Annotated in this window: 14 protein-coding genes; 4 read left to right on the forward strand and 10 right to left on the reverse strand. The window is 52.6% G+C overall.

What is annotated here, in order from left to right:
• Positions 1-86: 86 nt before the first annotated feature.
• From HMPREF3050_RS01895 to HMPREF3050_RS01910, 4 genes are all read right to left on the reverse strand, one after another.
• Positions 87-1,079, reverse strand: a complete 993-nt coding sequence (locus HMPREF3050_RS01895; RefSeq protein WP_070773248.1) for a Rieske 2Fe-2S domain-containing protein — start codon at positions 1,077-1,079, stop codon at positions 87-89.
• A gap of 81 nt (positions 1,080-1,160) precedes the next feature.
• The gene (locus HMPREF3050_RS01900) at positions 1,161-1,613 is read right to left on the reverse strand and encodes a hypothetical protein (protein WP_070773249.1); all 453 of its coding nucleotides are present in this window, start codon (positions 1,611-1,613) and stop codon (positions 1,161-1,163) included.
• A 34-nt stretch (positions 1,614-1,647) separates the two neighbouring features.
• Positions 1,648-2,736 (reverse strand): GNAT family N-acetyltransferase, encoded by a 1,089-nt coding sequence (locus HMPREF3050_RS01905; protein WP_070773250.1) that lies wholly within the window; start codon positions 2,734-2,736, stop codon positions 1,648-1,650.
• Entirely contained in the window at positions 2,726-3,841 is a 1,116-nt protein-coding gene (locus tag HMPREF3050_RS01910) for an ATP-grasp domain-containing protein (protein WP_246830204.1), read from the reverse strand. Before HMPREF3050_RS01910 ends, HMPREF3050_RS01905 begins: the two co-directional genes overlap by 11 nt.
• 998 nt (positions 3,842-4,839) lie before the next feature.
• On the opposite strand from HMPREF3050_RS01910, the gene HMPREF3050_RS01915 reads away from it, so the two are divergent.
• From HMPREF3050_RS01915 to pgmB, 3 genes are all read left to right on the forward strand, one after another.
• Positions 4,840-6,192, forward strand: coding sequence for an SLC45 family MFS transporter (locus HMPREF3050_RS01915; RefSeq protein WP_070773252.1), 1,353 nt, complete (start codon positions 4,840-4,842; stop codon positions 6,190-6,192).
• A gap of 122 nt (positions 6,193-6,314) precedes the next feature.
• The gene (locus HMPREF3050_RS01920) at positions 6,315-8,573 is read left to right on the forward strand and encodes a glycoside hydrolase family 65 protein (protein WP_070773253.1); all 2,259 of its coding nucleotides are present in this window, start codon (positions 6,315-6,317) and stop codon (positions 8,571-8,573) included.
• Positions 8,574-8,585: 12 nt separating this feature from the next.
• On the forward strand, positions 8,586-9,251 hold the full coding sequence (gene pgmB / locus HMPREF3050_RS01925; RefSeq protein ID WP_070773254.1) for a beta-phosphoglucomutase: 666 nt from the start codon (positions 8,586-8,588) through the stop codon (positions 9,249-9,251).
• Between the two features lie 398 nt (positions 9,252-9,649).
• Here the strand turns inward: pgmB and HMPREF3050_RS01930 are convergent, their stop codons facing one another.
• Together HMPREF3050_RS01930 and HMPREF3050_RS01935 are read right to left on the reverse strand one after the other, a co-directional pair.
• The gene (locus HMPREF3050_RS01930) at positions 9,650-10,336 is read right to left on the reverse strand and encodes a ClbS/DfsB family four-helix bundle protein (protein ID WP_210399904.1); all 687 of its coding nucleotides are present in this window, start codon (positions 10,334-10,336) and stop codon (positions 9,650-9,652) included.
• A 78-nt stretch (positions 10,337-10,414) separates the two neighbouring features.
• Positions 10,415-11,527, reverse strand: coding sequence for an ABC transporter permease (locus tag HMPREF3050_RS01935; RefSeq protein WP_070773255.1), 1,113 nt, complete (start codon positions 11,525-11,527; stop codon positions 10,415-10,417).
• Positions 11,528-11,852: 325 nt separating this feature from the next.
• Between HMPREF3050_RS01935 and HMPREF3050_RS01940 the strand changes: the two genes are divergently transcribed.
• Complete coding sequence (locus HMPREF3050_RS01940) at positions 11,853-12,311, forward strand: phage tail protein (protein ID WP_070773256.1); 459 nt, start codon at positions 11,853-11,855, stop codon at positions 12,309-12,311.
• A gap of 115 nt (positions 12,312-12,426) precedes the next feature.
• Here HMPREF3050_RS01940 and HMPREF3050_RS01945 read toward each other — a convergent pair whose 3' ends face one another.
• The 4 genes from HMPREF3050_RS01945 to HMPREF3050_RS01960 form a co-directional block, all read right to left on the reverse strand.
• A complete protein-coding gene (locus HMPREF3050_RS01945) occupies positions 12,427-13,119 on the reverse strand; it encodes an aspartate/glutamate racemase family protein (RefSeq protein ID WP_070773257.1) in 693 nt (230 codons plus the stop codon).
• 58 nt (positions 13,120-13,177) lie between these two features.
• Positions 13,178-13,702 carry a GNAT family N-acetyltransferase gene (locus HMPREF3050_RS01950; protein WP_070773258.1) on the reverse strand — a complete coding sequence of 175 codons (525 nt, stop codon included), beginning with the start codon at positions 13,700-13,702 and terminating at the stop codon, positions 13,178-13,180.
• 38 nt (positions 13,703-13,740) lie between these two features.
• Complete coding sequence (locus tag HMPREF3050_RS01955) at positions 13,741-14,091, reverse strand: MmcQ/YjbR family DNA-binding protein (RefSeq protein WP_070773259.1); 351 nt, start codon at positions 14,089-14,091, stop codon at positions 13,741-13,743.
• Positions 14,092-14,317: 226 nt separating this feature from the next.
• Positions 14,318-15,613: ABC transporter permease (locus tag HMPREF3050_RS01960; protein ID WP_141758379.1), on the reverse strand; the 1,296-nt coding region annotated here is incomplete at its 5' end.

A 15,613-nucleotide genomic window follows, 5' to 3' on the forward strand; every position in this document is an offset into this window, starting at 1 on the left:
CGCCGTACTGGTTTAAAGTTAATCCACTATACACTGTTTTCAGACGACCCTCAGGCTGCCACCCTCCTCCTCCGGTTTCGCATTCTCTATAAACTCATTTCTCCCGTTTTGTCTATGCCCTCCGGCATGTTTTCCAAGAAGAGATGCAACAAATGATCAATCACCAAATCATTGGTGGTGCTGCAATAAGGCCTATTCGCATAATGTTCTTTGTGATGATGGTATTGGCTTTTGATAATGGCGGAATCCTGAACCATCAGACGTTCCAGAAACGGGCGGAACAGATGGAATTTGATGGGCAAAGGAAAGCGGCTTTTAGGGAAATGAACTCGGACATTTAAGCCCATACTGCCCTTGCTTTGAGGGATAAAGAAAGCGGAAATCCGATATTCATGACTGTTCGGCGTGAAGTAATCGATACGCACCAAACCCGGGAAAGTGAATGCCGCATCGTTAACGGTAATGCCCTTGTCGAACAGCTTGTTAATCAATCCGTTTTGCTGTTGATTGAGACGATAATGCGTCACGAAACCGCGTTCATGGTGGCTCTGGCTGATCTGCATGCTTTGCCTGCCGTTGTTGCGCAGCAGTTTGGCATGGATATAGCGCGTATGGGTCGGATCGAGGAAGTTTTCGATGGCGTGGATAAAATCACCTTCCATATATCGGACGGCGTTGGCGGTTTCAAAACCTTCCGGCGCTTCAAAATCGGCATACGGTTCAAAAGGAATATTGGAAACCAGACAAACCCACACCCAATCGTCGTACTCTCGGCATGGAAACGTAGGAACACTCTCAGCTTCTTCACAAGCACACATCCCGCCGACAACAGTCAAAACTTTACCTTGCGCGTCAAACTCCCAGCCGTGATAACAACATTGAAGCTTACCCGAAACGATTTTGCCCGCACTCAGCGGCACATGCCGATGCGGACAGCAATCATCCATACAGGCTGCCTGTCCGTTCAGCCGTACCAACACCAGCTGCTGTCCCAACAATTCGCGATGAACGGGTTTGTCTTTCAGCTGCTTGCTCGGTATCAACGGATACCAAGCGCGTTTCATTTTTTCTATGTTCATGGTTTGTGTCGTTTTATTTGATTGTGATGGCAAATCAACTTTTTTATGTTGATACACCTCTTTTGAAACTTACAGCATGGATTAACCTAGGCAGCTCTTACGTTTATAGGGGCGGTAAGCTTTTCCATTAAAGCGGTAACGCGTTTCGGTGCAATATCTTGCATTGCCTTCTGTAACGGCGATATCGCGCAAACCGTTATGTTGTTTCGGCAAGATATTGATTCCATAGCCTCCGCCTTCCAACAAGACCTCTGATTTGCCGCGTCCGCTGGAGAGGATTTGGAATTCTGTCGATGCGCTGCCGCCCATTGTGCAGACTGCGACGAAATATTTGGCGTCCTTTTTCGGGGAAAGTGAAACAGGCGCAACGGCAAAATCACCGCATTCGTTTTGTATGGATTTGAACGCAGGCTCTACCTTCGCATTTGCGGAATATTGACGGAATGCCGGATTGCCCGATACTTCCAACGATATCGTTTCGGCGGATGCGGCCGCAGTGGCGGCAAGGCAGATGAGTAAAAACGTTTTTTTCATGATGTACTCCGTTTTTTAAGTTCAATATTTATGTTTACAGTTTGTATTTAATCAGGATTTTTTTGTAATACCCCTGGCTCAATGCGTGTAACAGCTTCCAAATAAGTCGGCGCGCAGGTCGGAGATGGGACGTATAGACCGCCATATATTCGATTTCAGGCATTGCGCCGCGTACCCTTTTGAAATCGGGTGCACCGGAACTGAAATTTAAAGGGACATCCGCTTCGATACAGGTTTGCATGGAACGCGTCATGCAGCGGCGGTATAAGGCATCACTTTGCGGCTTGGCATCATCGTAGCCGACGATGGGCGAAGTAGCGGTATTGCTGTCGATGACCACGCCTGATACTCCGGCGCTTTCACCGGTTTTGCCGTCACGCAGTAGAAATAAATTCAAGATATCGCGCGATACGGCTTCGCGCATAAATTCAGCGGTAAATTGTACATTTTGCTTGGAATATTTGTTCAGATACAGGCGGTTGTACCAATGCACCGCCGCTTCAAAATCCGCATCAGGGCTGTCGGCACTCAAGCGCTCGAAAACATAACGTCCGTCATTAAATATCTTGCGGTCGCGTTTGGTATTGGTTTTTGCCATGACTGCCTGCCAATCGTCCATAATGTAAACCTGCCGCGTCACAACCATTTTCCAACCGAGCTGTTCCAGCCGTTCAATCAAATCCTTATGCTGGCGCGGATTCAGCGAACGGACGGACAAAGCATGTTTCGGCCATTTTGCGACGGCGGCTTGGGTCAGCTTCGGCATTGGGGTCGTCTGAAAAGCCTCAGAGAAGCTATTGGTAGAAAGGCAATAATTGTTCAGCGTCACCATACGGTCGATCTGATTCAGCCGCAGAATGCCGCTTAACGCCGACAACAAACTCGCCGCAAGCATACGCTGCCCGCCGGGCAGTTTGACCAACTCGTCCTTCGCATAATCCACGATTGCCGAATGCGGCGACGCGGTATAGCAATTAGGCGTGATCCGGTTGATGACGGTACAGGGAATATCCAAACCGTCGATATTCAAAACCTCGGCGCGGGCATTCATATTGGCAAACAGGCGTTGCAGCGGAATGTCTCGGAACAATGCCGAAAATTCGTGGGACAGATCAGTTTTCATCGCCGTCAAACTCAATATCGAAAGTGCTGGCGCTGGTTAAAGGCTTATGATGCCGGATACTGCGCCACATCATCTCGCCCAATGCCAGCCATTGCGCATAGAAAGGCAAATCGGCAATCACATCATCGGCTCGGCGGAAGTCCTGCCAAAGCGCCGTCCATTTTCCCTCTTTCCAAGCCCGATAACCGAAAAGCAGCGGCAAGGTCGCACCGACCCGTAAAGGTTTGGACGGCGTGTTGTGTTTCCGTTGCTGCAAGCGCCCTGCTCCGTCAAATATCAAATCCTCGCGTAAAAGATGCAGGCCGCTGGTCGCGCGGGGGTTGCATTCCAACAGCCACAAATCGTTTCCGTCATCAATGAAGTCAAAAGCCGCCTGTCCGTGATACGCATTTTGCTCGGCAAATTTCGTCACAAATTCGTCCAAACGCGGGTCGGAAAGCGGCTCGAAATAGGTCGAGGCCGAATCGTTGAGCAGGTAGCGCGGGCGGTAGGCGGCATGCGCCAACACGCTGCCGTGTTCGCAAATCACATAATTGCACACCCCCTGCCCCGTAATGAAATCCTGCTGCACCCAAGGATAATCCGCACTGATATGAATGTTTTTCAGACGACCTTCCGTTACGCCGCGTATTACGGAACGCCCGAAACGCGAATAAACGGGCTTCAATACCGTTTTCTTCACGCTGTCGTATTCGACCTCGCCGACCGATGTAATTCGGCGCGTAGCCGGAAAACGCACCGTCGTATCCTGCGGCATCCGTTCGAAAAAACGGAATTTGTCATGCAGGGTAAACAACGTTTCATGATCGGGCATCCAACATTTGGCGCGCTCCGATTCCGGCAAATCCAGCCTCGCCAAATAAAAAATATCTTCACAGGTCGGAATCACACAATCCGCCTGCGCCACCAATTCCGTCATAGCACGCGCATAGCCGGCGAAATCCAAACGCGGCGCGGGAATGCGGCGGTACTCGCCCAATCCGGCAAAAATGCCGACCGGGAAACGCAGGCTGTCGCAAAACACAACCTGATGCCCGCCGCGTTTGGAGAAGCGCGCCCATTCCAGCGCAACGGGCGCTCGGGGAGAAGTGATGAGGATGTTCAATTTGTATTCCTGAAGCGTTTGGCTTTGCATCGATATAGTGGATTAACTTTAAACCAGTACGGCGTTGCCTCGCCTTAGCTCAAAGAGAACGATTCTCTAAGGTGCTGAAGTACCAAGTGAATCGGTTCCGTACTATCTGTACTGTCTGCGGCTTCGTCGCCTTGTCCTGATTTAGAGTTAATCCACTATATGTTATGTCGTCAGAATGACAGTGTATCACATTGTCAAAAAAGGTCGTCTGAAAACGGGATGAATCGTTTTCAGACGACCTGCATACTTTATCCCCAAACTCTCTGCCGACTTCCTGATATACCCTACGGAAAATAGGACGAATCAGTAAACAGCTTGCAAGCCGTTTCTTTGCTTCTCCACTCAAACTTTGCGGATAGTCAACTATGGTACTTATAGCCACTTGCCAGCATGTATGTTTTAAAACATAATGACCCCGCTTATCTATACCAGATGCTTCACAACAACAATACCATCCCTCAGCAAATCGCGCCCACCCTACTCTTCCGACAACATCCCCTGCGCGTTTTTACTGATGACACGTTACTCAAAACCGTCTGAAAACAAATGTTTGAACGCTACGCTTTCTATCCGTGACAAGCGCAGAAAATGGTTTTATCCGACTGTTATCCAAGTGAGGACGCCTCCTCTTTAATTAAATTCCTTAAACAATTTCTTGCCGCTTCGCAGCCCGATGTCCTCTCCCAAACCGACTTCATCATAACGATGATTATGGTTTAGCCGCTGCCTGCGTTACCGAAATTGCACCGATGGGGCTGAATTGCCCAAACTGTTGATTAAAAAATAGCTTAGTGTGATGTGGACACCAGGTCGTCTGAAACCGTCTTCTGTCTTCGTTTTCAGACGACCCTTGACCCGCGCGACTCAACATCATGCGCTGTCACAATACGCCCCTTTTTATCGGTATCCATTGCTCAATGATGTTTACCGAAACCGGTTTTATTACAAAAAAACGAAAGGACTACCTCATGTCGGACAATACGCAACCCACGCGGCAGGGCTTGCCCTCGCTGCCGAAAAGCACGATTTGGATGATCAGTTTCGGTTTTCTCGGCGTTCAGACGGCCTTTACCCTGCAAAGCTCGCAGATGAGCCGCATCTTCCAGACGCTCGGCGCCGACCCGCACAGCCTCGGCTGGTTCTTTATCCTGCCGCCGTTGGCAGGGATGCTGGTGCAGCCGATTGTCGGTTATTACTCCGACCGCACTTGGAAGCCGCGCTTGGGCGGCCGCCGTCTGCCGTATCTGCTTTACGGCACGCTGATTGCGGTCATCGTGATGATTCTGATGCCGAACTCGGGCAGCTTCGGTTTCGGTTATGCGTCGCTGGCGGCTTTGTCGTTCGGCGCACTGATGATTGCGCTGTTGGACGTATCGTCGAATATGGCGATGCAGCCGTTTAAAATGATGGTCGGCGACATGGTCAACGAAGAGCAGAAAAGCTACGCCTACGGGATTCAGAGCTTCTTGGCGAATACGGGCGCGGTTTTGGCGGCGATTCTGCCGTTTGTGTTTGCGTATATCGGTTTGGCGAATACTGCCGAGAAAGGCGTCGTACCGCAGACCGTGGTCGTGGCGTTTTATGTGGGCGCGGCGTTGTTGGTGATTACCAGCGCGTTCACGATTTTCAAAGTGAAGGAATACGACCCGGAAACCTACGCCCGCTATCACGGCATCGATGTGGCAGCGAATCAGGAAAAAGCCAACTGGTTCGAACTCTTGAAAACCGCGCCTAAAGCGTTTTGGACGGTCACTCTGGTGCAGTTTTTCTGCTGGTTCGCTTTCCAATATATGTGGACTTATTCCGCTGGCGCGATTGCGGAAAACGTCTGGCACACGACCGATGCGTCTTCCGTAGGCTATCAGGAAGCGGGCAACTGGTACGGTGTATTGGCGGCGGTGCAGTCGGTTGCGGCGGTGATTTGTTCGTTTGTATTGGCGAAAATCCCCAATCGATACCTTAAGGCGGGTTATTTCAGCTGCCTGGCTTTGGGCGCGCTCGGCTTTTTCTCCGTATTCTTCATCAGCAACCAATACGCGCTGGTGTTGTCTTACATCTTAATCGGTATTGCTTGGGCGGGCATCATCACTTATCCGCTGACGATTGTAACCAACGCCTTGTCGGGCAAACACATGGGCACTTATTTGGGCTTGTTCAACGGCTCCATCTGTATGCCTCAGATTGTTGCTTCGCTGTTGAGCTTCATATTGTTCCCGATGATGGGCGGTTTGCAGGCCAATATGTTCTTGGTAGGGGGCGTCGTCCTGCTGCTGGGCGCGTTTTCCGTGTTCCTGATTAAAGAAACACACGGCGGCGCATAATTTTCTTCATTTATCGGCAGGAGGGTCGTCTGAAACTTCTGCCGACGCTTTATTTGATTTAAGTAAGACGAACCGTATTTCAAAACGGTTTGCCATAAAACCATCAAAACAGGAGCTTTACGATGTATACAAGAATCATGGAAATCAGCCCTTGGACGCTGCGTTCGGCAAAACTGGAAAAAGAACACAAACGGCTGCAAGAGAGCCTGACCAGCTTGGGCAACGGCTATATGGGTATGCGCGGCAGCTTTGAGGAAACCTACTCCGCCGACAGCCACTTGGGCACCTACATCGCCGGCGTGTGGTTCCCCGACAAAACCCGCGTCGGCTGGTGGAAAAACGGCTACCCCAAATATTTCGGTAAAGCCATCAACGCGCTCAATTTCAGCAAAGTTAAAATCTTTGTCGACGGGCAGGAAGTGGATTTGGCGAAAAACGACGTTGCCGGCTTCTCCGTCGAACTCGATATGCAGCACGGCGTGTTGCGCCGCTCGTTCACCGTGTTCGGCGTGCGTTTCGATGTGTGCAAATTCCTGTCCGTCGCGCAAAAAGAGCTGGCGGTCATCCGCTGGGAAGCCGTATCCGTCGACGGCAAAACCCACCAAGTCCGCATCGATTCCATCATCGACGCCGACGTGAAAAACGAAGACTCCAACTACGAAGAAAAATTCTGGCAGGTATTGGACAAAGGCGTTTCAGACGACCGCTCCTACATTGCCACCCAAACCGTCGCCAATCCCTTCGGCGTGGAACAATTCATCGTCAACGCCGAGCAAACCTTCGCCGGCAGTTTCAAAGCCCTCGGCGGCAGCCAAACCGACTGGCAGGTCTCTAATTCTTTCGAAGCCGAAGTCGGCGGTACGCCCGAAACCTTTGAAAAACGCGTGATCATCACCACCAGCCGCGATTATCAGGGTTTGGAAGCGGTGAAAGCCGCCGGCCGCGCCTTGTCGGAAAAAGTCGCAGGCGTTGCGTTTGAAACCTTGCTGGAGGCGCACAAAGCAGGTTGGCTGCACCGTTGGGAAATCGCCGATGTGGTCATCGAAGGCAGCAACGAAGCGCAGCAGGGCATCCGCTTCAACCTGTTCCAACTGTTCTCCACCTACTACGGCGAAGACGCGCGCCTGAACATCGGCCCGAAAGGCTTTACCGGCGAAAAATACGGCGGCGCGACCTATTGGGACACCGAAGCCTACGCCGTGCCGCTCTACCTCGCACTGGCGGAACCCGAAGTTACCCGCAACCTGCTGCAATACCGCCGCAACCAACTGCCGCAGGCGCAGCACAACGCGCGCGAACAGGGCTTGGCGGGCGCACTCTATCCGATGGTGACGTTTACGGGCATCGAGTGCCACAACGAATGGGAAATTACCTTCGAGGAAATCCACCGCAACGGCGCGATTCCTTACGCCATCTACAACTACACCAACTACACCGGCGACGAAAGCTATCTTGCCAAAGAAGGCTTGGAAGTCTTGGTCGAAGTGTCCCGCTTCTGGGCGGACCGCGTCCACTTCTCCAAACGCAACGGCAAATACATGATTCACGGCGTAACCGGCCCGAACGAATACGAAAACAACATCAACAACAACTGGTACACCAACACCCTCGCCGCATGGGTATTGGACTATACCCGCGAAGCCTTGGCGAAATACCCGCGTCCGGATTTGAACGTGAGTGCCGCCGAGTTGGGAAAATGGGCGGACATCAGCGCGAATATGTACCGTCCGCATGACGAAGAACTCGGCGTATTCGTGCAGCACGACGGCTTCCTCGACAAAGACATCCGCCCCGTGTCCGCGCTTTCGCCCGACGATTTGCCGCTCAACCAGAAATGGTCGTGGGACAAAATCCTGCGTTCGCCCTTCATCAAACAGGCGGACGTCTTGCAAGGCATCTACTTCTTCGGCGACCGTTTCAACATGGACGAAAAACGCCGCAACTTCGACTTCTACGAACCGATGACCGTGCATGAAAGCTCGCTGTCGCCTTGTATCCACGCCATCCTTGCCGCCGAACTGGGCAAAGAAGAAAAAGCCGTGGAAATGTACCAGCGCACCGCCCGCCTAGACTTGGACAACTACAACAACGACACCGAAGACGGCCTGCACATCACCTCCATGACCGGTTCGTGGCTCGCCATCGTCCAAGGTTTCGCCCAAATGAAAACTTGGGGCGGCAAACTCAGTTTCGCACCGTTCCTGCCGAGTGCGTGGACAGGTTATGCCTTCCACATCAACTACCGAGGCCGTCTGATTAAAGTCGCCGTCGGCAAAGAAAACGTCGTCTTCACCCTGCTCAAAGGCGAGCCGCTCGATTTGCAGGTGTACGGCAAAGACATCACGCTCAACGGCAGCCACACCGTTGCGTTAAACAAATAAGGAGGATGCAAAATGACTTTCACCGCAGTGCTCTTTGACCTCGACGGCGTCATCACCGACACCGCCGAATACCACTACCGCGCATGGAAAAAGCTCGCCGAAGGGCTGGGCATCAGCATCGACCGCAAGTTTAACGAGCAGCTCAAAGGAGTGTCGCGCGACGATTCGCTCAAACGCATCCTCGCGCACGGCGGCAAAACCGTCGGCGAAGCCGAGTTCGCCGAACTGACCCGCCGCAAAAACGACAACTATTTGGAGATGATACAGGCGGTCAAACCCGAAGACGTGTATCCCGGCATTTTGCCGCTGCTGGAAGCATTGAAAGCAAACGGCAAAAAAATCGCCCTTGCGTCCGCCAGTAAAAACGGCCCGTTCCTGCTCGAACGCATGGGGCTGACCCACTTCTTCGATGCCGTCGCCGACCCTGCCGCCGTCGCGCATTCCAAACCCGCCCCCGACATCTTCCTTGCCGCCGCCGAGGGCGTGGGCGCGGACATCCGCCGCTGCATCGGCATCGAAGACGCCGCCGCCGGCGTCGCCGCCATCAAAGCATCCGGCGCCTTGCCCATTGGCGTAGGCAAAGCCGAAGACTTGGGCAGCGACATCGCGCTGGTCTCCGGCACCGCCGAGCTGACCTACGCCTACCTGCAAAACGTGTGGGCACAGTCGGGCAGGTAAAGCGCGTCAGGTAAAGTTGTTAAGGAAGTAAAAAGGTCGTCTGAAAACAGGATAAAACGTTTTCAGACGACCTTTTGTTTATCTTGCACACAAATAAAATTTGCCGCAACGGCTTCAGAATACGCGATCTCCTGTTGGAGCAAACTTTCAGAAGATTTTTTGCGAAACCTAGAAACCTAAATGTAAGCCTGCGGCTTACTGCCCTCTCCCTAACCCTCTCCCACGGGGAGAGGGGACAAATTGGCTGGAAACCCCAAAATGGCTGAGGTTCGGTATCCTCAATCCCTCTCCCGCGTGAGGAAGGGACAAATTGGCTGGGAATCCAAAACATGGTTGGGGTTCGGTATCCTCAATCCCCTCTCCCCGTGGGAGAGGGCTAGGGAGAGGGCAGCGAACCGTCAGGTTTGCTTTTTAGCGATTCTCGGTTTTGCAGAAGCTCTGCCCGGAAAAGCCCTAACTTGTTCAAGAACGGCAAAAGGTCGTCCCACCAGGAGGCTGCGCACTCTGAAAACAAGCAAAACGAGTTTCGATAAAACAAGTAGAGGTAATTTCTCTAAAAAATTACTCATCCGCCCTATTCCCCACCTCCCTTTTCCACTTCCGAATCTTAGTACGGAAATTGGTGAACGGGGCGACTGTGTTGATATGTATCCACTTCCACAACGGCCATTGCGCGGCAGTTTCCGCCATTTTCTTTGTCCGATAAGAAACAGCTCGTCTTCGCTCAAACTCTTTATCCACGCACACAATTCGGCGGTTTTCCCGCGCAGCATCGCTTGTTGTTCCGCCAAAGTGTAAACGCTGTAAACTTGATAGAAACGTTGGTATAAACCGCCCAAGTTGTTCCATTTGAAGCCTTCGGCAGGCGTATGCACCTCTTCACCCGCCTGTTCGCGCCGTTCCCAATCCAGCAGGGAACTGACCCAGCCCAGTTGGTAAGACAAATGTTCCGAAGGGGTTTTGCCGCCGTCCGCCGCACGAATATCTCTCGCACTTTCGGGTATATCGGCAAACTCGGCGAGATACTTATCCAAGGCCGTCTGAACGGCATCCAATAATGCTTGTTTATTTGGGTAATTTCTCACTGAAGTTCCCTTTTCAGTTTTAGCGAAACTCGCTTCGCTCGTTTTCAGAGTGCGCAGCCTCCTAGCGGGAAGATCTCGTCAATTCTGCCTCTCCAGCATCCCTTGAAACCGCAACAATGCCAGCCATAAGAATCCTACGCCGATACAGCCCATGATCAGCATATGTCCCCAGACGATTTCAATCCCCGCGCCGCGGAACAGAATGTCTTGCGAGAATTTCACAAACTGCGTCAGCGGCCAATATTCGCTGATCAGTTGCGCCGCGTGCGGCATGTTGCTGCGCGGGGATGCGCCGCCGGCAAACAGGTTCATCACGATATACACCGGCAGCATCAGCATACCGAACTGTCCCATCGTCGATGCGAACGTGGCAATCATGATGCCCAGCGACGCCACCGAAAACAAGAACAACGCCAGCCCTATCGCATAAAGCGGTACCGAGCCGATGAGCGGCACGCCTATGCTCAAATGCACGATAAACCACAGCGACGACAACGCAGCCACCCAAATCACGGCGGCATTTGCCAGCACTTTGCCCATCATCAGTTCGAACGCATTGACCGGCATCACCAGCAAATGCTCGATTGTGCCGCGTTCGCGTTCGCGGATAACCGCCGCCCCTGTCAATAAAATCAGCAACATACACGACATCGAGCCGATTTGCGAAGTCGGCATAAACCACGCGCTTTCGCCGTTGGGATTGTAATAAGTATTGATGACGGGGCTGATTAACTCCGGCCGCGTCACGCCGGTGAATCCGTAAATTTCGCGGTTGATAATTTGCGAAAGATACGACGCGCCTACCCCCGCCTGCGTCATCGACGTCGCATCAACCAAAAGCTGCAAATCGGGATTGCGCCCCGCCGCCATGTCGCGCTGAAAATTGGGCGGCACTTCCAAAATAAAGGTGAACTCGCCCTTGTCCATCAATTCGTCCGAATCCTCGCGCCGCACGTCCTCTACCGGTTTGAAAAACGGATGCTGCACGGCATCGCGGATACGCATGGACAAAACCGAACGGTCTTGGTCGATGATACCGACAGTGGCGTTTTTCAAATCCGATCCGACCTGTGACATCTGATAAATCGTGGCGGTAAAGATATACCCAATCAGCACCATCAGCACCGGATCAGTCAGCACGCTGCGGAACTCTTTGAGCATCAGGGTCAGAATGTTTTTCAGGGTACGCATGGGGATTCCTGTTTATGGGTTGTATTGTCAAAGGCCGTCTGAAAAATTGTCCGGCTGTTTTTCAGCTTTACAGCCTCGGTTTTCCCATTAAAAGTCCGACAGCAGGTTCGCTGTGTACACACAATAGAGTCTGTTTTTTCCTAAAAAATCCGTCGAAACGCAGCGGATAAAGACAACGCATATGGAATCGGCTACCATGCCGATTGGTCAATCCGACTCGTTTAGTCAGACCGACGATGTATAATTATGTTTTTCAAATAAGGTCATTTGGGATCAGCTTTGATTTCAGACGACCTATTTCATCAATCCAATCTAAGGAACTATGATGTCCGTCAAACCTTTACTGCTCTGCCTGCTTCTCGCTTCCCCTGCCGCTTTTGCCGGCAATCTGTCCTGCCATGAAAGCCCGAAATCCACGGGCAACCCCGAACTCGATGCCATCGTGACCCGCTACGAATGCCGTTATACCGGTTCGCTGCAACAAGCCTACTCCGCCTTTATGAAGCAAGGTTACAACGGCGAAGCGCCCTACCCTAAAACCGTTCCTTCCACCCTGCCGCGCAAAAACCTGACTCTGAACGGTAAAGAAAAAATGGACTGCGGCAACACGGAAAACGCACAACCCGAAACCTTTGAATGGTCCTTCAAACTTCGCCGTAAAAATCCCAATCATATCAATATGAAATACCAAAGTTTGGATTGCGCTTCAGGCGCTCATACCGATACGGAATTTAACCGTAACGGAAAAACCGTCAAAATTATTCACAAAGTTTACTCCTCATAAGCGGGATAACATCCATATCGTAAAATTTGGCGTTTGCCGCATCATGGGTGGGACTACGGATAAACTGATACGAAATGGCAAACCCACTCCGTAGCAGTTTAATCAGGAGTCCCACTTATTCCGCCAGCGCCGCATCCACCGCCGCAAGCGCATGGATGGCGGTGCTGTCGAATACGGGCAGCGGGCTGTCGGTTTCGTTCACAAGCAGGCAGATTTCGGTGCAGCCGAGTATCACGCCCTGCGCGCCCTCCTTTTTCAGACGACCTATCACGTCGTAAAAGTAGCGGGCGGATTCGGGGCGGATGCGGTTCAGGCACAGTTCGTCAAAAATAATGCGGTGGATTTCGTCTTGTTCGACGGCGGTCGGAACTATGGTTTGTACGCCCTGCGAAACCATGCGCTCCGTATAAAAACCGTCGCTCATGGTAAAGCGCGTGCCAAGCAGGCCGACGGCGGACAAGCCCTGCCGTTTGATGGCGGCGGCAGTCGCATCGACGACGTGCAGCAAGGGGATGCCGGCCGCCTGTTCGATGGCGGGGGCGACTTTGTGCATGGTATTGGTGGCAAGCAGCAAAAAATCCGCGCCGCCCGCTTCCAGCTTCCGCGCGCTTTGCGCCAACACGTTTCCCGCCGCCGCCCAGTCGCCGCTTTTCTGCAAACGGACGATTTCTTCAAAATCCACGCTGTCGAGCAGGATTTTGGCGCTGCGGTTGCCGCCCAAGCGGCGGTTGGTCTCGCGGTTGATGATTTGGTAGTAGAGCACGGTGCTTTCGGGACTCATGCCGCCGATGATGCCTATGGTTTTCATGTTTTCTCCTGAAATTTAATAAATAAAGTCTGCAAAGCTCAAGACAAGGAAGCACATCCTACGGTTGTTGCGGCATTTCTTTTTCAAAACGGAAGAAATATTCAAACGCTTCATCTTGTTCCACAGCTTTCGGTCTGGTGGTATCAGGGTGGTACGGATTAAAAAACTCTACGATTTTAAAGCCGCATTTATTGACGTAGAAATGGATGTTGCGCTTCTCAAAATACGGCGTATGCGTTTCCCACACACGTACTTCGGGGTGCAGCCGCTCTATCGCCCGCCACGCTTTCCCACCCAAGCCGCTCCCGTGTTTCTGCGGGAACATAAACAGTAAATCCAACGAACCGCACTCCGTTTCGGCATTGACGACAATTACCGCGCCGCCCGCTTTTTCGCCGTCGGCAACAATGTGATAGCTCTCTGCTTTGGGTGCATTCATAGATTCTTCGATTTCTTCTCGGCTGATAACTTCTTCTCCGTCGTCCAAATCGTCTGCCACCGCCAATCTGAACGACTGCTGCAAGACGCGGATAAACTCGTCTTTTTCGTGTTCTTGAACGGGGATAAGGGTAATGTCAGTCATCATGTTCTCTTGTATCTAATGTGTGGAGTTAATCAATCCTAGCGCGTCAGCACGAAGCTGTCATCTATCAGCCGCCACACGCTTTCTGCGGGCGTTTGCGCCAATACGATGCTCAACCAGTGTTCTTTGTTCATGTGGTAGGCGGGCAGGATGCCTGCCATCGCGCGCCATGCGCCGATGTGTTCGGGGCGGCATTTGACGTTGACGATTTCCGTCAGGCCACCCTCGCCCATGCCCAGTTTTTCAGACGGCACGGGCATATACAGGCAGAACCATTTGCGGTTGCCCGTGTGGCGGAACACGGCAAAGTCGGGAGATTTCGCCCACGGATATTCCGCCGCCGCGCCGTAGCGTTCGGCCAGTCCGTCAAACAGGGTTGTTCGGTTCATGGCGTTTCTTTCTTTAATAGTGGGCTAAGTTTAAACCAGTACTGCGTTACCTCACCTGAGCTCAAAGAGAACGATTCTCTAAGGTGCTGAAGTACCAAGTGAATCGGTTCCGTGCTACTTGCACTGTCTGCGGCTTCGTTGCCTTGTCCTGATTTAAACTTAACCCACTATAGTTAAGGAACAAGTCAGGCATCAAGACCCGCCTGCTGAGTTTTCAGACGACCTCTCACTTCTCCTGTTTCTTCAACAACACGCACGCCAGAATCAGGCTGGTGGCGGCAAAGGCGGCGATGGCGGCGTATTCATGCAGCAGGTCGGCGGTGTGCAGCCCTTTGGTGAAGCTGCCGACGCTGACGGTGTAATACCACGACGACGGAAAGGTTTTGCCGATAACCAACGCGCCGCCTTCCATGGTGGACAGCGGGTAAAGAAAGCCGGAATAGGTTTGCGCGGGTATCATGGTGATGATGGCGGTGGCGAAGATGGCGGCAAGCTGGGAGCGCACGAAGCAGGAAATCAAAAGCCCCAGCGCGGTACTTGCGGACACCATCAAGAGCGTGCCGACGGCGAGTCCGGCAAACGAGCCTTTGAGCGGCACGCCGAACAGGTAAATAATCATCAGCATCATGGCGGCGAAATTGACCATGCCGACGGCGATATAGGGAAGCTGTTTGCCGATCAGATATTGCGCCACGGCGGCGGGCGATGCGTAGAAATTGGCGATGGAGCCGATTTCGCGTTCGCGCACCACGCCGACCGCCGACATCATGGCGGGTATCATCATCAACACCAGCATCATCACGCCCGGGGCGATGGCGTTGATGCTGTCGAAATCCTGATTGTACATAAAGCGCGGTTCGATACCGGCGGGGGCTTTGAGCGAAACGGGCAGCCCGCTTTCGGCGATGCGGTCTTTGGTGTAGGCGGTGATCAGGCTGCCGATGTAGCCGCGGATGTTGGTGGCGTTAAACGGCATGGAGCCGTCCACATAAAAACCGACTTCGGGTTTGAGCCCGCGCGCCAAATCACGCCCGAAACCGCTCGGAATATCGATGACCAATATGGCGCCGGAGCTTTTGAGCACGGTGTCGATTTCGGCTTCGGACTGTATCGGCGGCTGTTGGAGGAAGTAGCGCGAACCGTCGAAATATTCGACCAGCTCGCGGCTGGCGGCGGTTTGGTCGCGGTCGTAAACGGCGAATTTCAGATTCCGCACGTCAAACGAAATCCCCCACGATACCGACGCCATGATAATCAGCGGACCAAACACGGCGAAAAACAGGCGGATTTTGTCGCGCAGGAGTTCTTTGGCTTCGCGGCGGGCGAAGGTCCAAATCATGGAGAAGCGGTATTTGAAGTTTTGGGTGTTTGGGTTGTCTCGTAGGGTGTGTGAACTTGGTTCACGCACGCCGTTTTGGGTTTCAGACGACCCTGTATCTTTTCTTTGAAGGTCGTCTGAAAGTTCAGAATGCCTGTCATCCGATTCCACTTCCGCGTGCGTGGCTTGCGCCACACACCCTAC

It is taken from the genome of Neisseria sp. HMSC065D04 (assembly GCF_001815675.1).
Lineage (GTDB): Bacteria > Pseudomonadota > Gammaproteobacteria > Burkholderiales > Neisseriaceae > Neisseria.

Excerpts from the sequence above, each read along its gene's own strand:
- HMPREF3050_RS01935 (WP_070773255.1), bottom strand. The coding sequence starts at position 11,527 with ATGCGTACCCTGAAAAACATTCTGACCCTGATGCTCAAAGAGTTCCGC.
- HMPREF3050_RS01900 (WP_070773249.1), bottom strand. The coding sequence starts at position 1,613 with ATGAAAAAAACGTTTTTACTCATCTGCCTTGCCGCCACTGCGGCCGCA.
- HMPREF3050_RS01955 (WP_070773259.1), bottom strand. The coding sequence starts at position 14,091 with ATGAACCGAACAACCCTGTTTGACGGACTGGCCGAACGCTACGGCGCG.
- pgmB (WP_070773254.1), top strand. The coding sequence starts at position 8,586 with ATGACTTTCACCGCAGTGCTCTTTGACCTCGACGGCGTCATCACCGAC.
- HMPREF3050_RS01945 (WP_070773257.1), bottom strand. The coding sequence starts at position 13,119 with ATGAAAACCATAGGCATCATCGGCGGCATGAGTCCCGAAAGCACCGTG.
- HMPREF3050_RS01950 (WP_070773258.1), bottom strand. The coding sequence starts at position 13,702 with ATGACTGACATTACCCTTATCCCCGTTCAAGAACACGAAAAAGACGAG.
- HMPREF3050_RS01920 (WP_070773253.1), top strand. The coding sequence starts at position 6,315 with ATGTATACAAGAATCATGGAAATCAGCCCTTGGACGCTGCGTTCGGCA.
- HMPREF3050_RS01895 (WP_070773248.1), bottom strand. The coding sequence starts at position 1,079 with ATGAACATAGAAAAAATGAAACGCGCTTGGTATCCGTTGATACCGAGC.
- HMPREF3050_RS01905 (WP_070773250.1), bottom strand. The coding sequence starts at position 2,736 with ATGAAAACTGATCTGTCCCACGAATTTTCGGCATTGTTCCGAGACATT.
- HMPREF3050_RS01940 (WP_070773256.1), top strand. The coding sequence starts at position 11,853 with ATGTCCGTCAAACCTTTACTGCTCTGCCTGCTTCTCGCTTCCCCTGCC.
- HMPREF3050_RS01915 (WP_070773252.1), top strand. The coding sequence starts at position 4,840 with ATGTCGGACAATACGCAACCCACGCGGCAGGGCTTGCCCTCGCTGCCG.